The sequence below is a fragment of the Streptomyces sp. Tu 3180 genome, from assembly GCF_009852415.1.
Taxonomy (GTDB): domain Bacteria; phylum Actinomycetota; class Actinomycetes; order Streptomycetales; family Streptomycetaceae; genus Streptomyces.
This window is the reverse complement of the sequence record NZ_WOXS01000002.1, coordinates 7,823,297-7,837,303: the sequence shown is the minus strand read 5'-3', so window position 1 is coordinate 7,837,303 and position 14,007 is coordinate 7,823,297. Positions and strand designations below refer to the sequence as shown.

14 protein-coding genes are annotated in these 14,007 nt (G+C 73.0%); 7 read left to right on the top strand and 7 right to left on the bottom strand.

The window, feature by feature from the left end; genetic code table 11:
• Positions 1-162: 162 nt before the first annotated feature.
• The 4 genes from GL259_RS35275 to GL259_RS35260 all read left to right on the top strand — a co-directional run bounded on the left by GL259_RS35275 (position 163) and on the right by GL259_RS35260 (position 4,015).
• Positions 163-1,917, top strand: a complete 1,755-nt coding sequence (locus GL259_RS35275) for an ABC transporter ATP-binding protein (RefSeq protein WP_159537572.1) — start codon at positions 163-165, stop codon at positions 1,915-1,917.
• A 115-nt stretch (positions 1,918-2,032) separates the two neighbouring features.
• Positions 2,033-2,398, top strand: coding sequence for a nuclear transport factor 2 family protein (locus tag GL259_RS35270; RefSeq protein WP_159537570.1), 366 nt, complete (start codon positions 2,033-2,035; stop codon positions 2,396-2,398).
• Positions 2,386-2,559, top strand: coding sequence for a hypothetical protein (locus tag GL259_RS35265; RefSeq protein ID WP_159537568.1), 174 nt, complete (start codon positions 2,386-2,388; stop codon positions 2,557-2,559). Before GL259_RS35270 ends, GL259_RS35265 begins: the two co-directional genes overlap by 13 nt.
• Before the next feature lie 193 nt (positions 2,560-2,752).
• Positions 2,753-4,015: a YncE family protein gene (locus GL259_RS35260; RefSeq protein WP_159537566.1), complete on the top strand. Its 1,263-nt coding sequence runs from the start codon at positions 2,753-2,755 to the stop codon at positions 4,013-4,015.
• 294 nt (positions 4,016-4,309) lie between these two features.
• Here GL259_RS35260 and GL259_RS35255 read toward each other — a convergent pair whose 3' ends face one another.
• Entirely contained in the window at positions 4,310-4,813 is a 504-nt protein-coding gene (locus tag GL259_RS35255; RefSeq protein ID WP_159537564.1) for a metallophosphoesterase, read from the bottom strand.
• 216 nt (positions 4,814-5,029) lie between these two features.
• Between GL259_RS35255 and GL259_RS35250 the strand changes: the two genes are divergently transcribed.
• Both GL259_RS35250 and rfbC read left to right on the top strand, forming a co-directional pair.
• A complete protein-coding gene (locus GL259_RS35250; RefSeq protein WP_159537562.1) occupies positions 5,030-6,967 on the top strand; it encodes a glycosyltransferase family 2 protein in 1,938 nt (645 codons plus the stop codon).
• Positions 6,968-6,971: 4 nt separating this feature from the next.
• Positions 6,972-7,580: a dTDP-4-dehydrorhamnose 3,5-epimerase gene (gene rfbC / locus GL259_RS35245; protein ID WP_159537560.1), complete on the top strand. Its 609-nt coding sequence runs from the start codon at positions 6,972-6,974 to the stop codon at positions 7,578-7,580.
• Here the strand turns inward: rfbC and GL259_RS35240 are convergent.
• The 6 genes from GL259_RS35240 to GL259_RS35215 form a co-directional block, all read right to left on the bottom strand.
• Positions 7,570-8,373 (bottom strand): class I SAM-dependent methyltransferase, encoded by an 804-nt coding sequence (locus GL259_RS35240; RefSeq protein WP_159537558.1) that lies wholly within the window; start codon positions 8,371-8,373, stop codon positions 7,570-7,572. The two genes, rfbC and GL259_RS35240, sit on opposite strands and share 11 nt — an antisense overlap.
• The gene (gene rfbD, locus GL259_RS35235; protein WP_159537556.1) at positions 8,360-9,247 is read right to left on the bottom strand and encodes a dTDP-4-dehydrorhamnose reductase; all 888 of its coding nucleotides are present in this window, start codon (positions 9,245-9,247) and stop codon (positions 8,360-8,362) included. Before rfbD ends, GL259_RS35240 begins: the two co-directional genes overlap by 14 nt.
• A complete protein-coding gene (gene rfbB / locus GL259_RS35230; RefSeq protein WP_159537554.1) occupies positions 9,244-10,224 on the bottom strand; it encodes a dTDP-glucose 4,6-dehydratase in 981 nt (326 codons plus the stop codon). Before rfbB ends, rfbD begins: the two co-directional genes overlap by 4 nt.
• The gene (locus tag GL259_RS35225; RefSeq protein ID WP_159537552.1) at positions 10,221-11,288 is read right to left on the bottom strand and encodes a glucose-1-phosphate thymidylyltransferase; all 1,068 of its coding nucleotides are present in this window, start codon (positions 11,286-11,288) and stop codon (positions 10,221-10,223) included. The genes rfbB and GL259_RS35225 overlap by 4 nt, the downstream gene beginning before the upstream one ends.
• Before the next feature lie 412 nt (positions 11,289-11,700).
• Positions 11,701-12,120 carry a CBS domain-containing protein gene (locus GL259_RS35220; protein ID WP_159537550.1) on the bottom strand — a complete coding sequence of 140 codons (420 nt, stop codon included), beginning with the start codon at positions 12,118-12,120 and terminating at the stop codon, positions 11,701-11,703.
• Between the two features lie 80 nt (positions 12,121-12,200).
• On the bottom strand, positions 12,201-13,148 hold the full coding sequence (locus GL259_RS35215; RefSeq protein ID WP_159537548.1) for a LysR family transcriptional regulator: 948 nt from the start codon (positions 13,146-13,148) through the stop codon (positions 12,201-12,203).
• 161 nt (positions 13,149-13,309) lie between these two features.
• On the opposite strand from GL259_RS35215, the gene GL259_RS35210 reads away from it, so the two are divergent.
• Entirely contained in the window at positions 13,310-14,002 is a 693-nt protein-coding gene (locus tag GL259_RS35210; RefSeq protein WP_159537546.1) for a type 1 glutamine amidotransferase domain-containing protein, read from the top strand.
• Positions 14,003-14,007: the final 5 nt, after the last annotated feature.

Sequence of the window (14,007 nt, the reverse complement as noted above, 5' to 3'; positions counted from 1 at the left end):
TGTTCGTCCCCTCGACCCTACGGGTGACTGATCGGTAAGGCGGCCGATCGGCTCCGCCGCAGGTCGTGGTCCGTGTCGCGGCGCGCGGATCCCGCGGCCCGTGCCGCCGCCCCGCCCGCTCGACGTAGCCTGAACACCCCGTCCGACCGGTGAAGGAGCGACGTGAGCATCGCAGCGCAGGAGACCGCCCCGCCCCCCTGGCGGCTGCTCCTCGGATACGTACGGCCGCACCGGTGGGCCCTGCTGGGCGGCGCGGCGCTCTCGCTGATGACCGGCGCGACGGGCCTGATGCTGCCCCTGGTGGCCCGGGAACTGATCGACGACCTCGCCGCCGGCCGGACCGTCGCCGGCGCGCTGCTGACGATGTCGGCGCTCGTCGTCGCCAACGCCGTGCTGGGCGCGCTCGGCTCGTACGTGCTGCGGCGCACCGCCGAGTCGGTGGTGCTGGGGGCGCGGCGCAGGCTGTCGTCGTACCTGCTCCGGTTGCGGATACCGGCCGTGGACCGCACCGAGCCGGGCGATCTGATGGCCCGCGTCACCTCCGACACCACCCTGCTGCGCGAGGTCACCACGGACTCGCTGGTCGGTCTCGGCACGGGCGGGCTCACGCTGGTCGCGACCGTGGTGCTGATGGGTTTCGTGGATCCGGTGCTGCTGGGCGTCACGCTGGCCGTGATCGCGGGCATGGGCACGGTGCTCGGCGTGATCGTGCCGCGCATCAACCGGGCCAGCCGGCGGGCCCAGGACGCGGTCGGCGTGATGGGGGCCTCGCTGGAGCGGGTGCTCGGCGCGCTGCGCACGGTGAAGGCGTCCGGCGCCGAGCCCCGGGAGGAGCGCACGCTGCACGAGGCCGCGCACGAGTCGTGGCGGCAGAGCGTGCACGCCGCCAAGTGGTCGGCCGCGGCGGGCAACACGGCCGGGCTGGCGCTGCAGGTCGCGTTCATCACGGTGCTCGCGGTGGGCGGGGCGCGGGTGGCGACGGGCGCCGTCGACATCGGGACGCTGGTGGCGTTCCTGCTGTTCGTCTTCTACCTCATGGCGCCGATCCAGGAGGTCGTCGGCGCGATCACGCAGTACCAGACGGGCAGCGCCGCCCTCGCCCGGATCCAGGAGGCGCTGCGGCTGCCCGCCGAGCCGGCCGGCGGGCCCGCGCCGTTGCCCGAGCCCGGCACGGCGCCCGCGGCGCTCGCCTTCGAGGACGTCCGCTTCCGGTACGCCGACGACCTGCCGTACGTCCACCACGGGGTGACGTTCACCGTGCCGGCCCGCGGGATGACCGCGTTCGTCGGTCCGTCCGGCGCGGGCAAGACCACCGTCTTCTCCCTCATCGAGCGGTTCTACGACCCCGACTCCGGCGTGATCAGGCTCGACGGCCGCGACCTGGCCGACTGGGAGCTGCCGCGGCTGCGGGCCGCGATCGGCTACGTGGAGCAGGACGCGCCGGTGCTGTCGGGCTCCCTGCGGGACAACCTGCTGCTCGGCAACCCCGGGGCGGACGACGAGACCCTGACGCGGGTGCTGAAGACGACCCGGCTGGACGGTCTGGTGTCCAGGCTGCCGGACGGGCTCGGCACCCTGGTCGGGCACCGCGGCACCAAGCTGTCCGGCGGCGAACGCCAGCGCGTCGCCATCGCCCGCGCGCTGCTGCGCCGGCCCCGCCTGCTGCTGCTCGACGAGGCCACCTCGCAGCTCGACGCGGTGAACGAGGCGGCGCTGCGCGACACCGTCGCCGACGTGGCCCGTACGACGACGGTGCTGGTCGTCGCGCACCGGCTGTCCACGGTGACGATGGCCGACCGGATCGTGGTGATGGACGCGGGCCGGGTCCGCGCGGTCGGCACGCACCGGGAGCTGGTGACCGCCGATCCGCTGTACGCGGAGCTGGCGGCCACGCAGTTCCTGGCGACGGGTGGGTGAGCGCGGGGGCGCGGGCCTGGCTTGCCGCGCCCGGCGGGCCGGAGGAGCCTCGTAGGAGAGGCCGTCCCGGCCCGCGGGAGGAACCGGGCCGTGGCCTCGGAGGAGGTAGGTCACCATGGGAACCGCGGCACAGCCGGTCTTCGGCACCGACACACTGCGCCGGGGCATCGAGGCGGACACGTCGGCGCACCTCGTGTCGCTCTACTCGGACGACGCGGAACTGCGCATCGTGGACCGCAACACCCAGCCCAGCCACCCCAAGGTCCTGCACGGCAGGGACGAGATCGCCGCCCTGCTCGACGACGTCTACAGCCGCGACATGACGCACAAGCTGGAGCAGTGCGTCGTGCAGGGCGATCGCGCCGCCTACAGCGAGAGCTGCGTGTACCCGGACGGGGTGCGGGTGCTCTCCGAGTCGATGATCTCGCTGCGGGACGGCAGGATCACCGAGCAGACGATGATCCAGGCGTGGGACGAGTAGGAGCGGACGAGGAGCGGCAGGGGGACGGCGGTACGGAGTTCACCGCCCCGGAACCCGCCCCGGGACGGTTCCGGCGCGGGTTCCTGCCGGTACGGCCGGGGCAGGCGCGCGGGCACGCGCCCCGGACGCCGTCCTCCGGGGGCGTCGAGCCCTCCTCCTGATCGCTGTCGGTCCCCGCCCTTCCCGCGGCGGACCTCGTTCTGTCGTGCACGCGGTCTTGTGGTGGGGGCGAACTCTCCTTACTTTTCAGTAAGTTGGTTCCGGAAGCGCTCCTGCCCGGATTTCCGCCCCCTTTTTGGCATGCTCTCGTCATAAAGCACGGTCCACCCCCCACCCGCAGAGGAGGGAGCAGTCATGCCGGTCCGCAGAACCGTGCGCCTGTGCTCCGTCGCCGCCGCCCTGGCCCTGACCGCCACCGTCCCGGCCGCCGTCGCCACCGCGGCCGAATCCGCCACGGGTTCCTCCGCCGCCCTGCGCGAGGTGCTGTTCGTGGGCAACAACTGGGACGGCACCGCCGACGTCATCGAGTCCACCGGTGACTTCGCGAGGATCGGCCGGATCGACGTCATCCCCGACCGGGACGAGCGGATGAGCGAGATCAACGCCGACCCGATCCGCTGGATCTACTTCATGGCCATCCGCAACAGCGTCGGCGAGGGCCACGACCAGTTCGTGGACGACATGTACTCCACGCCCGACGGCAGGTCCGTGGTCGTCTCGCGGCCCAGCTTCGCCGACGTCGTCTCCCTCGACCTCGCCACCGGCCGGATCAACTGGCGCTTCCCCGTGGCCGGTCACCGCTCCGACCACATGGCCGTCTCCCCCGACGGCACGCGCGTCGCCGTCTCGGCCTCCACCGCCAACACCGTGCACGTGCTGGACATCACCACCGGCCGGGAGCTCGGCTCCTTCGCCACCGGCGACAAGCCCCACGAGAACGTCTTCACCGAGGACGGCAAGCACATCTGGAACATGTCCATCGGCGAGGTGAACACCGCGCTCGACGCCACCTGGCTGGACTGGACGAAGGGCGACCGGCGCATCACCGTCGCGGACGCGGCCACCTTCGAGCAGGTGAAGGTGATCGACATGCGCGACCGGCTCGACGCCGCCGGGCTGAGGAGCCACTCGGACGCGGTCCGCCCGGCCGCCTTCTCCCCCGACGAGTCGAAGCTGTACTTCCAGGTGTCCTTCTTCAACGGCTTCTTCGAGTACGACGTCGCCGCCGACCGGATCACCCGCACCAAGACCCTGCCGGAGAACCCGGCCACCAGCGACGACCGGACCACCTGGGTCAACGACTCGCGTCACCACGGCATCACCGTGAAGCCGGACGGCGGCAAGATCTGCGTGGCGGGCACCATGGACGACTACGCGACCGTCGTCGACCGCGCGACCCTGAAGGAGGGGCCGCTGGTCACCGTGTCGAAGCCGTACTGGGCGACGGTCAGCGGTGACGGGAAGTCCTGCGTGGTCTCCGAGAGCGGCGCGGACCGGGTGACGGCGATCGACTTCGCGACCGGCGAGAAGACCGCGTCCGTCCCCGTCGGCGACCACCCGCAGCGGGTGCGCCTCGGCCATGTGGAGGCCGGCTGGTCCTCCCCGGCGGGTGGTTGAGCCGGCGGGGCGGCGGCCCGGCCGTGACGGAGTGCCGGATGTGGCGCATGGGGCGGATGTGGCGCAGTCCCCCGCGGGAGGAGCCCTTCGGCCCGCCGCGCACCGCCGCCGTCCCCGCCACCGCGCCGGCGCGCAGGAGCGACGGATTCGAGAAAAGGTGTGTGAGTGCGGCGAGAAGGGGTAGTCGCCCGGTACCACCTCCGATCGTGGGAAGGAGGTCCGTGAGAGCGCATCTACTCGCAGCGCCCGGGCCGCTTCCACCGACACGAAGCGGCCCGGACCGTCAGCCCGGGGTCACCGCCGTGAGGGCAGCCGGTGGAGTTCCACCTCGTCGAGCCGGCCGCCGGCGATCACGGCGGTCATGTAGGTGCAGTGCGGCTGCCGGCGGCGGTCCGTCGGCGAACCCGGGTTGAGCAGACGAAGTCCCGTGGCGGCAGTGGTGTCCCACGGGATGTGACTGTGCCCGAAGACCAGCACGTCCAGCTCGGGGAACCGCGCGGCGCACCGGTCCTCGCGCCCCCGGGCGGGCCCCGTCTCGTGGACCACGCCGAAGCGCAGCCCGTCGAGTTCCGCGTACGCGACCTCCGGCAACCGGGCGCGCAGCTCCGGCCCGTCGTTGTTGCCGTACACGCCGACGAGGCGGCGGCTGCGGCTCTCCAACAGGTCGAGGGTGGCCGTGTCGACCCAGTCCCCGGCGTGGAACACGACGTCCGCCCGCGGGAGTTCGTCGAGCAGCGGCGCGGGCAGCCGCTTGGCGCGCCTGGGCAGGTGGGTGTCGGAGGTCAGGAGCAGTCGCACGGACGACAGCCTAGGCGGCACCGGTCCGTTCGCAGGCCGCCACGCCCCGGCCGGGCGCCGGCGGGGGCCGATCGGGCGGACCGGCCCGCGATGATCACGGCACGGTCTCGGCGGTGGTCGGAAGGTGGGACCACGGTGGCCGCGGGGTTACGATCGGGCAACGCGCACCAAGCCCGCCCGTTCGACGGCAAGAGACCCGAAGGGCCCTAAATCCAGATGCCGGTCAAGGTCAGCGTCATCGTTCCCGTGTACAACCCGGGGGTCTACATCGAGGACTGCATCGCCTCGCTGCAGCGGCAGTCGCTGCCTCCCGACGAGTACGAGGCCGTCTTCGTCGACGACGGCTCGACCGACGGGACCCCGGCCCGGCTCGACCGGCTCGCCGCCGAGGACCCCCGGATGCGGGTGATCCACCAGGAGAACTCCGGCTGGTCCGGCAAGCCCCGCAACGTCGGGATCGCCGCCGCCAGGGGCGAGTTCGTGATGTTCGTCGACAACGACGACTACCTGGGCGACGAGGCCCTGCAGCGGATGTACGAGTACGGCGTCGCCCACGGCGCCGACGTCGTCGTGGGCAAGATGGCCGGCAAGAACCGCGGGGTGCCGGTGGAGCTGTTCCGCCGCAACCATCCGCGGGCGACGGTCGAGAACGCCCCGCTGATCGACAGTCTCACCCCGCACAAGATGTTCCGCCGGGAGTTCCTCGACCGCATCGGGCTGCGCTTCCCGGAGGGGCGGCGGCGGCTGGAGGACCACGTCTTCGTCACCGAGGCGTACCTGCGCGCGGCCAACGTGTCCGTGCTGAGCGACTACGTCTGCTACTACCACATCAGACGCGACGACGCCTCCAACGCCGGTTTCCAGCGCTTCGACCCGGTGGGGTACTTCGGGAACCTGCGGGAGGCGCTCGACGTCGTCGAGCGGTACACCGAGCCGGGGCCGGTGCGCGACCGGCTGTTCCGCCGCTGGCTGCGGGTGGAGATGGTGGAGCGGCTGCGCGCCCGGCGGCTGCTCGCGCTGCCGGACGACTACCGCCGGGAGCTGTTCGCGGAGATCCACAAGGTCGTCGTCGAGCGGTTCGGCCCGGGCGTCGCGGCCGGGTTGCAGCCGACGCAGCAGGTCGTCGCCGCGTTCACCGCCGCCGACCGCTACGACGACGTGGTGGCCTTCGCCGAGTGGGAGGCCTCGGTCGCGCCGACGGCCGCGCCGACGGACGTCGAGTGGCGGGACGGCTCGCTGCACGTCGGTTTCACCGCCGGGTACGCCTGCGCCCGCGAGCCGATGACGTTCCCCGCCGGCGCCGTCCGCACCCCGCTCACCGACCCGCCGAAGAGCGTGGAGGAGGCGGTGGCGTGGGTCGGCGCGGAGACCGCGGCCCGCTTCGACCAGGCCACCGCGGATCTGCTGCTGCGCGAACGCGCCAGCTCCGCCCAGTACTTCCAGCCCGTGGAGTTCACCCGGGAGACGGTCGCCGTCGAGGACGGCGAGCGGGTGCGGCTGGTGCTGCGGGCGACCGCGACCGTCGACCCCGCCGCCCTGCCGGGCGACGGGGTGTGGGACGCCGTCGTCCGGGTGAAGCTGGGCGGCTGGACCAAGGAGTGCCGTCTGGGCCCCGCCCCGCGCGCCACCCGTCCCGAACCGTACGCGGGCGTCGTCGGCGGCCGTGCGGTCCTGCCGTACTGGACCGAGCCGCACGGGAACCTCTCGCTGGACACGGCCGTCAAGGGCAGGCGGCTCGGCCTGGGCGGTGTGCGGCGGCCGGACGTCACCGTCTCCGGGGCCCGGCTGCGCGCCCGCCTCCCGCTGCACGCGCCGGACGGCGCACGGGTGGGGCTCAGGTTCACCTCCTCCGGCCGGACGCTGCACGCCTCCGGCACGCTGAGCGGCGAACCGGACGGGGCGGGGGCGCGGTTGGAGGCCACCCTGCCGTCCGGGTTCCCCCGGGGGATCTGGCGGGTCGCCCTCGCCCCGGACCCCGGTGCGGAGCAACCGCGGTACGCGGGCCTGCCGTTCGCGCTGCGCGCCGGTGGCGGCCGGGTGCTGGTGGTGCCCGTCCCGCGTCCCGGTACGGTGCGGAAGCTGGTGCGCGGGGCGCGGCGCGTGCTCGGCGCCGCCCGCGCCAAGGTGGCTCCCCTGATCGCCGGAAGGCGGTGACGGCGTGCGGGCGCTGGAGATCGAAGGGGCCTGGGTCCTCGAGCCCAAGGTCTTCCCGGACGAGCGGGGCAGCTTCCACGAGTGGTACCGGGGCGAGGAGTTCCGCGAGGCGACGGGCCACGACCTCTCGCTGGCGCAGGCCAACTGCTCGGTGTCCCGCCGGGGCGTGCTGCGCGGGGTGCACTTCGCGGACGTGCCGCCCGGTCAGGCCAAGTACGTGACCTGTGTGCGCGGGGCGGTCCTCGACGTGGTGGTCGACCTGCGGGTGGGCTCTCCCGGCTACGGGCGCTGGGAGGCGGTGCGGCTCGACGACGACACCCGGCACGCGGTGTTCCTCGCCGAGGGGCTCGGGCACGCCTTCATGGCGCTCACCGACGACGCGACCGTGGTGTACCTGTGCTCGACCGGCTACGCGCCCGAGCGCGAGCACGGCGTGCACCCGCTGGACCCGGCCCTCGGGATCGCCTGGCCGGAGGGCGTCGACCCGGTGCTGTCCCCGAAGGACGAGCAGGCGCCCACGCTGGCCGAGGCGGAGCGCCTCGGCCTGCTGCCCTCGTACGAGGCCTGCCGCGCACGCCGGGAGGAGCTGCGCGGCAGGGGGCTCAGCGGCTGACGCCGACCTGTTCCAGGGCGCGGCGCAGGGGCTCCCAGCCCACGCGCCGCGGCAGGCCGCGGTTGCGGGCCTGGGTGAGCGCGCGCCAGAACCCGGCCCGCAGCAGCGCCTCGGGCGGCACCGCCCCGGCCCGCTCCAGGATCGCCTCGGGCACCTTCTGCGGGTCGGGCACCTTGTACTCGGCCATGATCTCGTCGTACTTGTCGTGCAGCACCGTGTTGCCCGGGTCGGCGCCGAAGACCACCAGCTGGCCGGTGGGCTGGGTGTCGACCAGCACGGTCACCAGGTCGGGACGGTAGCGCGCCAGCACCTCGGTGATCTTGTAGACGTCACCGGTCCAGGCGGTGGTGTGCCGGTCGCGGGCGGCCTCGTCCACGCTGCGCGGCAGCATGTCGTCCAGGACGATCACGCTGGACCAGTCGGAGTGCTTCTCGACGTTCATGAAGTCGCGCAGGGCGTATTCGAACAGGTGCATGCCGTCGATGAACGACAGGTCGAGCGTGGTGCGGCGCCAGTGGCCGAAGGGGCTGCGGCCCCGGCGCAGGTTGCGCAGCGGGTGCCGGCCGCCCTTGAGGTGCTGCAGCGGGTTGTCGCGGGCGAAGAAGTCGTCGCTGGTGGCCTTCACCAGGTGGACGTCGCACTTCAGCTCCGAGACCACCTTGAAGGCGGGGTCGACCGCGATGCTGGGGACGCGTGACAGGCGCAGGCTGCGGCCGTCGTTGACGCCGATCTCCAGGTAGTTGCGGTTGGCGCTGACCTTGTGCAGTTCCCGCAGGAACTCATGGCGTTTCACGAGGGTGACTCTCCTTGCGGATTCCGGGCAGTGCTTCGTGCAGGGCGGCACGCCAGTCGCGTGGCGCCGGCAGGCCGATCTCCTGCCAGCGGCCGTGCGCGAGGGCGCTGTACGCGGGGCGCGGCGCGGGGCGCGGGAAGGCCGCGGTGGTGGTGGGCCGGACCCGGTCGGGGTCGGCGCCGATCAGCCGGAACACCTCCCGGGCCAGGTCGTACCAGGTGGCCTCGCCGGAGTTGGTGGCGTGGAAGACGCCGTGCGCGCCGTCGCCGAGGCGGGGGCCGAGGTCGGCTATGCGCTCGGCGACGTCCGCGCTCCAGGTGGGCTGCCCGCGCTGGTCGTCGACGACGTCGACGGTGGGGCGGCGGGCTTCGAGACCGATCATCGTCCGCACGAAGCTGGTGCCGTGGACCCCGTAGAGCCAAGCGGTGCGCACGACGGCGCTCGCCCCGGGGAGTTCCTCCAGCACGGCCCGCTCGCCGGCGAGCTTGGAGCGGCCGTAGGCGGTGCGCGGGGCGGTGGGGTGGTCCTCCGGGTAGGGGGCGGTGCGGGCGTCCCCGGAGAAGACGTAGTCGGTGGAGACGTGGACCAGCCGGGCGCCGTGGGCGGCGCAGGCGCGGGCGAGCAGGCGCGGCCCGTCGCCGTTGACCGCGGTGGCGCGCTCCTCGTCCGTCTCGGCGTCGTCGACGGCCGTGTACGCGGCGCAGTTGACCACGAGGGCGGGACGGTGCTCGGCGAGCGCCCGTTCCACGGCGTCGGCCCGGGTGATGTCGAGGGCGGTGCGGTCGAGGCCGGTGACCCGCTCGCCGCGCCGGGTCAGTTCGCCGACGACGTCGCGGCCGAGCATGCCGCCCGCGCCGGTGACCAGCCAGGTCATGCCCGCTCCCCCGCGACGCGCCGCTTGAGCGGCTCCCACCGGGCGCGGTGGTCCCGGTACCAGGCGACGGTCTCGGCCAGGCCGGCGGTGAAGTCGTGGCGCGGGCGGTAGCCGAGTTCGTCGCGGGCCTTGGACCAGTCGACGCAGTAGCGCAGGTCGTGGCCCTTGCGGTCCTCGACGTACTCCACCCGGTCCCAGCCGGCGCCGCAGGCCTGAAGGAGCAGGCCGGTGAGTTCCCTGTTGGTGAGTTCGGTGCCGCCGCCGATGTTGTAGACCTCTCCGGGGCGTCCCGCGGTGCGGACGAGCTCGACGCCGGCGCAGTGGTCGTCGACGTGCAGCCAGTCGCGGACGTTGAGGCCCTCGCCGTAGAGCGGGACCTTCTTGCCCTCGAGGAGGTGGGTGACGAAGAGCGGGATGACCTTCTCGGGGAACTGGTGCGGGCCGTAGTTGTTGGAGCAGCGGGTGACGCGGACGTCCAGGCCGTGGGTGCGGTGGTAGGCCAGGGCGAGCAGGTCGGAGGAGGCCTTGGAGGCCGAGTACGGGGAGCTGGGCCGGAGCGGGTGCTCCTCGGTCGCCGCGCCGGACGCGATCGATCCGTAGACCTCGTCGGTGGAGACGTGCACGAAGGTGCCCACCCCGTGGCGCAGGGCCGCGTCGAGCAGGACCTGGGTGCCGACCACGTTGGTGAGGACGAAGTCGGAGGCGGTGAGGATGGAGCGGTCGACGTGGGACTCGGCGGCGAAGTGGACCACCTGGTCGGCCTCGGCCGCCAGTTTGCCGACGAGTTCGGCGTCGCGGATGTCGCCGTGCACGAACTCCAGCCGGGGGTGGCCGAGTTCGAGGTTGTCGAGGGTGCCGGCGTAGGTGAGCGCGTCCAGCACGGTGATCCTCGGCGCGTCGGGCGCGTCGGAGTCGAGCAGCATGCGGACGTAGCGGGAGCCGATGAAGCCGGCGGCGCCGGTGACGAGGAGGTTCATGAATGGATCTGCACCTTGCTGTGGTCTCCGAGGACGAGTCGGTGGGCGCTGGGGACGCCCGGTGCCGGGGTCACCTCGACGTGCCGGCCGATCAGCGAGGACTCGATGCGGCCGACGCCGTCGATGGAGGAGTCCCGCAGCACGATGGAGAACTCGAGTTCGCTGTCGGTGATCCGGCAGTTCTCCGCGACCGAGGTGAAGGGGCCGACGTAGGAGTCGCTGACGACCGTGCCGGCGCCGATGACGGCGGGGCCGACGATGCGTGAGTTCACGATCCGCGCCCCCTGCTCCACGACGACCCGGCCTATGGTCTGCGAGCCGGCGTCCACCTCACCGTCGATGCGGCGCTCGACGCCTTCGAGGACGGACCGGTTGACCTCCAGCATGTCGACGACGTTGCCGGTGTCCTTCCAGTAGCCCTGGATGACCGTGCAGCGCACGTCGGCGCGGGAGTCGATCAGGTGCTGGATGGCGTGGGTGATCTCGAGTTCGCCGCGCCAGGAGGGCCTGATGGCGCGCACCGCCTCGTGGATGGCGGGCGTGAACAGGTAGACGCCGACGAGGGCGAGGTCGCTCTTGGGGGCGTCCGGCTTCTCCTCCAGGCCGATGACCCGCCCGGACGGGTCGAGTTCGGCGACCCCGAAGGCGCGGGGGTCGGCGACGCGGGTGAGCAGGATCTGCGCGTCGGGCCGGTGCCTGCGGAACTCCTCGACGAGACCGGTGATGCCGCCGACGATGAAGTTGTCGCCGAGGTACATCACGAAGTCGTCGTCACCCAGCCAGTCGCGGGCGATCAGCACCGCGTGGGCGAGTCCGAGGGGTTTCTCCTGGGGGATGTAGGTGACCTGCAGGCCGAACTTCGATCCGTCGCCGACCGCGTCCTCGATCTCCGCGGCCGTATCACCGACGATCATCCCGACGTCGGTGATGCCCGCGTCCGCGAGGGACTCCAACCCGTAGAAGAGCACGGGCTTGTTGGCCACGGGCACCAACTGTTTCGCCGAGGTGTGGGTGATCGGCCTCAGCCGGGTTCCGGCACCGCCGGACAGCACGAGAGCCTTCATCTGGCTCACCATAGTCGTGTTCCGGCGGAACGAACATCACTTGTTTTACTCGTTCATTACGAAATCCCGGGAGGGGACCGATGAGTCGCCCGGATCCCGGCTAATCCTCGCCTCTCACGATGTTTCCCTCCGTGTCCCGGCCCGGGGCGCCGGAGGCGCCGCGGTCCACGGCGGGCAGGCAGGTCCGCAGGGGCTCCTCGCCCCGCAGTCGCCGGGCCCTCGCCCACCCGCTCTCCGGCCGGCGGGGCCGGGGTGTGTCACCGATCTCCGGGATCACGACGCATCATCTTCCTTCTGCATCCGCTGCCGCCCCGGGTCCCCGGCGCCCCGCCGGACAAACGCGCGGTGCCCGTCCCGCCTTCAACGCGCGCGCCCGGGGCGGGAGTTCCCGGCCCCGGGCGAGGTGGTGCCCTCAGGTGTTGGGCCTGGCCACGCTGATGTCGCCGAGCGCGGACTCCGAGTCGCGTTCCATCGCGACGTCGCCGAGGGAGACGATGCCGACGGGGTGCCCGTTCTCGACGACCGGGACGCGGCGCACGGCGCGCTCGCGCATCAGCCGCACCGCACGGTCCAGGTCGTCGTCGGGGCCGACGGTCACCAGGTCCTCGCTGCACGCCCCGGAGACGGTGGTCTCCTCCGGGTCGCCGCCCCGGGAGACCGACCGCACCACCAGGTCGCGGTCGGTGACCAGTCCGCGCAGTTCGTCGCCGTCCGTGACCAGGACGGCCCCGAGATCGCGGTCGCGCATGATGCGGGCGACCTCGGCGACGGAAGTCTGCGGCCCGACGCTCACCGGCGCGCCGGTCATGATGTCGCGGACATGCTGTGTCATGACGTGCCTCTCTCCCCTCTTTCCGTCTTCTCTTCCCTTCTCCTCCCTTCGCGGACCGGGTACCCGGCCGGGCCGCCCGCTCACCAGGCGCGGGCGGCCTCCAGCAGGCGGTCGCGGACGAGCGCGACATGGGGGTTGTCCGAGGTACCGGGCCGCTGCACCAGGAAGCTGGTGTTGATCGGGGCGTCCTCCGGCTCGTCGAGCGGGACCAGGGCGCCGTCGGCCAGTTCCCCGGCGCACAGGTAGCGCGGCAGCACGCTGAAGCCGGCCCCGGCCACGACCAGGGCCAGCACCGCCCGCAGGTCCGGGACGGAGACGGCGGCGTGGCAGTTCAGCCGCCGGCCGAAGACGTGCCTCCAGTAGCGGCGGACGATGGGCAGGTCCTCGGCGTAGGTGAGCAGGGGGACGCCGTGCAGCGCGCCGGGGCCCTCGGCGGCGAGGCGCCCGCGCACCCCGTCGGCCAGGGCGGGCGCGGCGACCAGGACGAACTCCTCGTCGGCCAGCGGCACCGCGGACAGGGTGCGGCCGCGCGGCCGGCTGGTGGCGATGACCAAGTCGTGGCGGCCGGTGCGCAGTTCGTCGAGCAGCGGGTCGGTCAGGCCCGTGGTGACGCGCAGCCGCGTCCCCCGGGCCACCAGCGGGGCGAGCGCGGGCAGCGCCCGGGTGGAGAGCAGTTCGGCGGGTCCGGCGAGGTGGACCGGCCGGGGGCGGGCGCGGCCGGGCGAGCCGTGTCCGGTGGCCTCGGCGAGCGCGTCGAGCGGGGCGGCGATCCGGGCGGCCAGCTCGTCGGCCACGGCGGTGGGCGCGACGCCGCGGGGCAGCCGTTCGAACAGCTCGCGGCCGGTGTGCCGTTCCAGCGAGCGGATCTGGGTCGTGACGGTGGGCTGGGACAGGCCCAGCAGCTGGGCGGCGGCCGTGAAGGACCCGGACCGGTACACCGTCAGGAAGGTGCGCAGCAGATTCAGGTCGGGCTGCGCGGGCGGGGCCGCGCCGGCCTCGGCGGAGCCATGGGAATCGCTGTGCCTCACGCCGACGAGCGTACGGGAGGCCTGTGCGTGCCGGGCTGCGGCCCGCTCCGATCATCCATAGGACTCCCTATGACTGCCATGGAAGCAGACATTGGAATTCCAGGGGGCGGGCACCCTACCGTCGAGGCATCGAAGCCCTCCGCGCATCGGGAAGTGAGCACATGTCGAGGATCCTGTTCGTCGTCACCGGCGCCGACCGCCTGACCCTGGCCGACGGCACCACGCACCCCACCGGTTTCTGGGCCGAGGAGGCCGTCGCGCCCTACGAGGCGTTCCGGGCCGCGGGCCACGAGGTCGTCGTCGCCACGCCCGGCGGGGTCGTGCCTCCCGTCGACCGGGGGTCCCTCACCCCCGAGATGAACGGCGGCCAGGAGAACGCCGACCGGATCGCGGCGGCGCTGCGGTCCTTCACCGAGCTCCAGCGGCCCGTCCCGCTGGAGGACGTCCGCCTGGACGAGTACGCGGCCGTCTTCTACCCCGGGGGCCACGGTCCCATGGAGGACCTGGCCGTGAACCCCGACTCCGGCCGGCTGCTCACCGGGGCGCTGGAGTCGGGCAAGCCGCTCGCCGTGGTCTGCCACGGCCCGGCCGCCCTGCTCGCCGCCGTGCGGGACGACGGGACGAACGCCTTCGCCGGCTACGAGGTGGCGGCGTTCACCAACGCCGAGGAGACGCAGGGCGGTCTCGCCGGCAAGGTGAAGTGGCTGCTCCAGGACCGGCTCACCGAGGCCGGTGTGCGCGTGCGGACCGGGGAGCCGTGGGCGCCGAACGTGGTGACCGACCGCAACCTGGTCACCGGGCAGAACCCGGCGTCCTCCGCGCCGCTCGCCGAGGAGCTGCTGAAGCTGCTCTGAGGGTC

What these genes read in the sequence shown, in the direction of transcription:
- GL259_RS35270 (WP_159537570.1), top strand. Translation starts at nt 2,033, where the DNA reads ATGGGAACCGCGGCACAGCCGGTCTTCGGCACCGACACACTGCGCCGG.
- GL259_RS35260 (WP_159537566.1), top strand. Translation starts at nt 2,753, where the DNA reads ATGCCGGTCCGCAGAACCGTGCGCCTGTGCTCCGTCGCCGCCGCCCTG.
- GL259_RS35250 (WP_159537562.1), top strand. Translation starts at nt 5,030, where the DNA reads ATGCCGGTCAAGGTCAGCGTCATCGTTCCCGTGTACAACCCGGGGGTC.
- rfbD (WP_159537556.1), bottom strand. Translation starts at nt 9,247, where the DNA reads ATGACCTGGCTGGTCACCGGCGCGGGCGGCATGCTCGGCCGCGACGTC.
- rfbB (WP_159537554.1), bottom strand. Translation starts at nt 10,224, where the DNA reads ATGAACCTCCTCGTCACCGGCGCCGCCGGCTTCATCGGCTCCCGCTAC.
- GL259_RS35225 (WP_159537552.1), bottom strand. Translation starts at nt 11,288, where the DNA reads ATGAAGGCTCTCGTGCTGTCCGGCGGTGCCGGAACCCGGCTGAGGCCG.
- GL259_RS35220 (WP_159537550.1), bottom strand. Translation starts at nt 12,120, where the DNA reads ATGACACAGCATGTCCGCGACATCATGACCGGCGCGCCGGTGAGCGTC.
- GL259_RS35210 (WP_159537546.1), top strand. Translation starts at nt 13,310, where the DNA reads ATGTCGAGGATCCTGTTCGTCGTCACCGGCGCCGACCGCCTGACCCTG.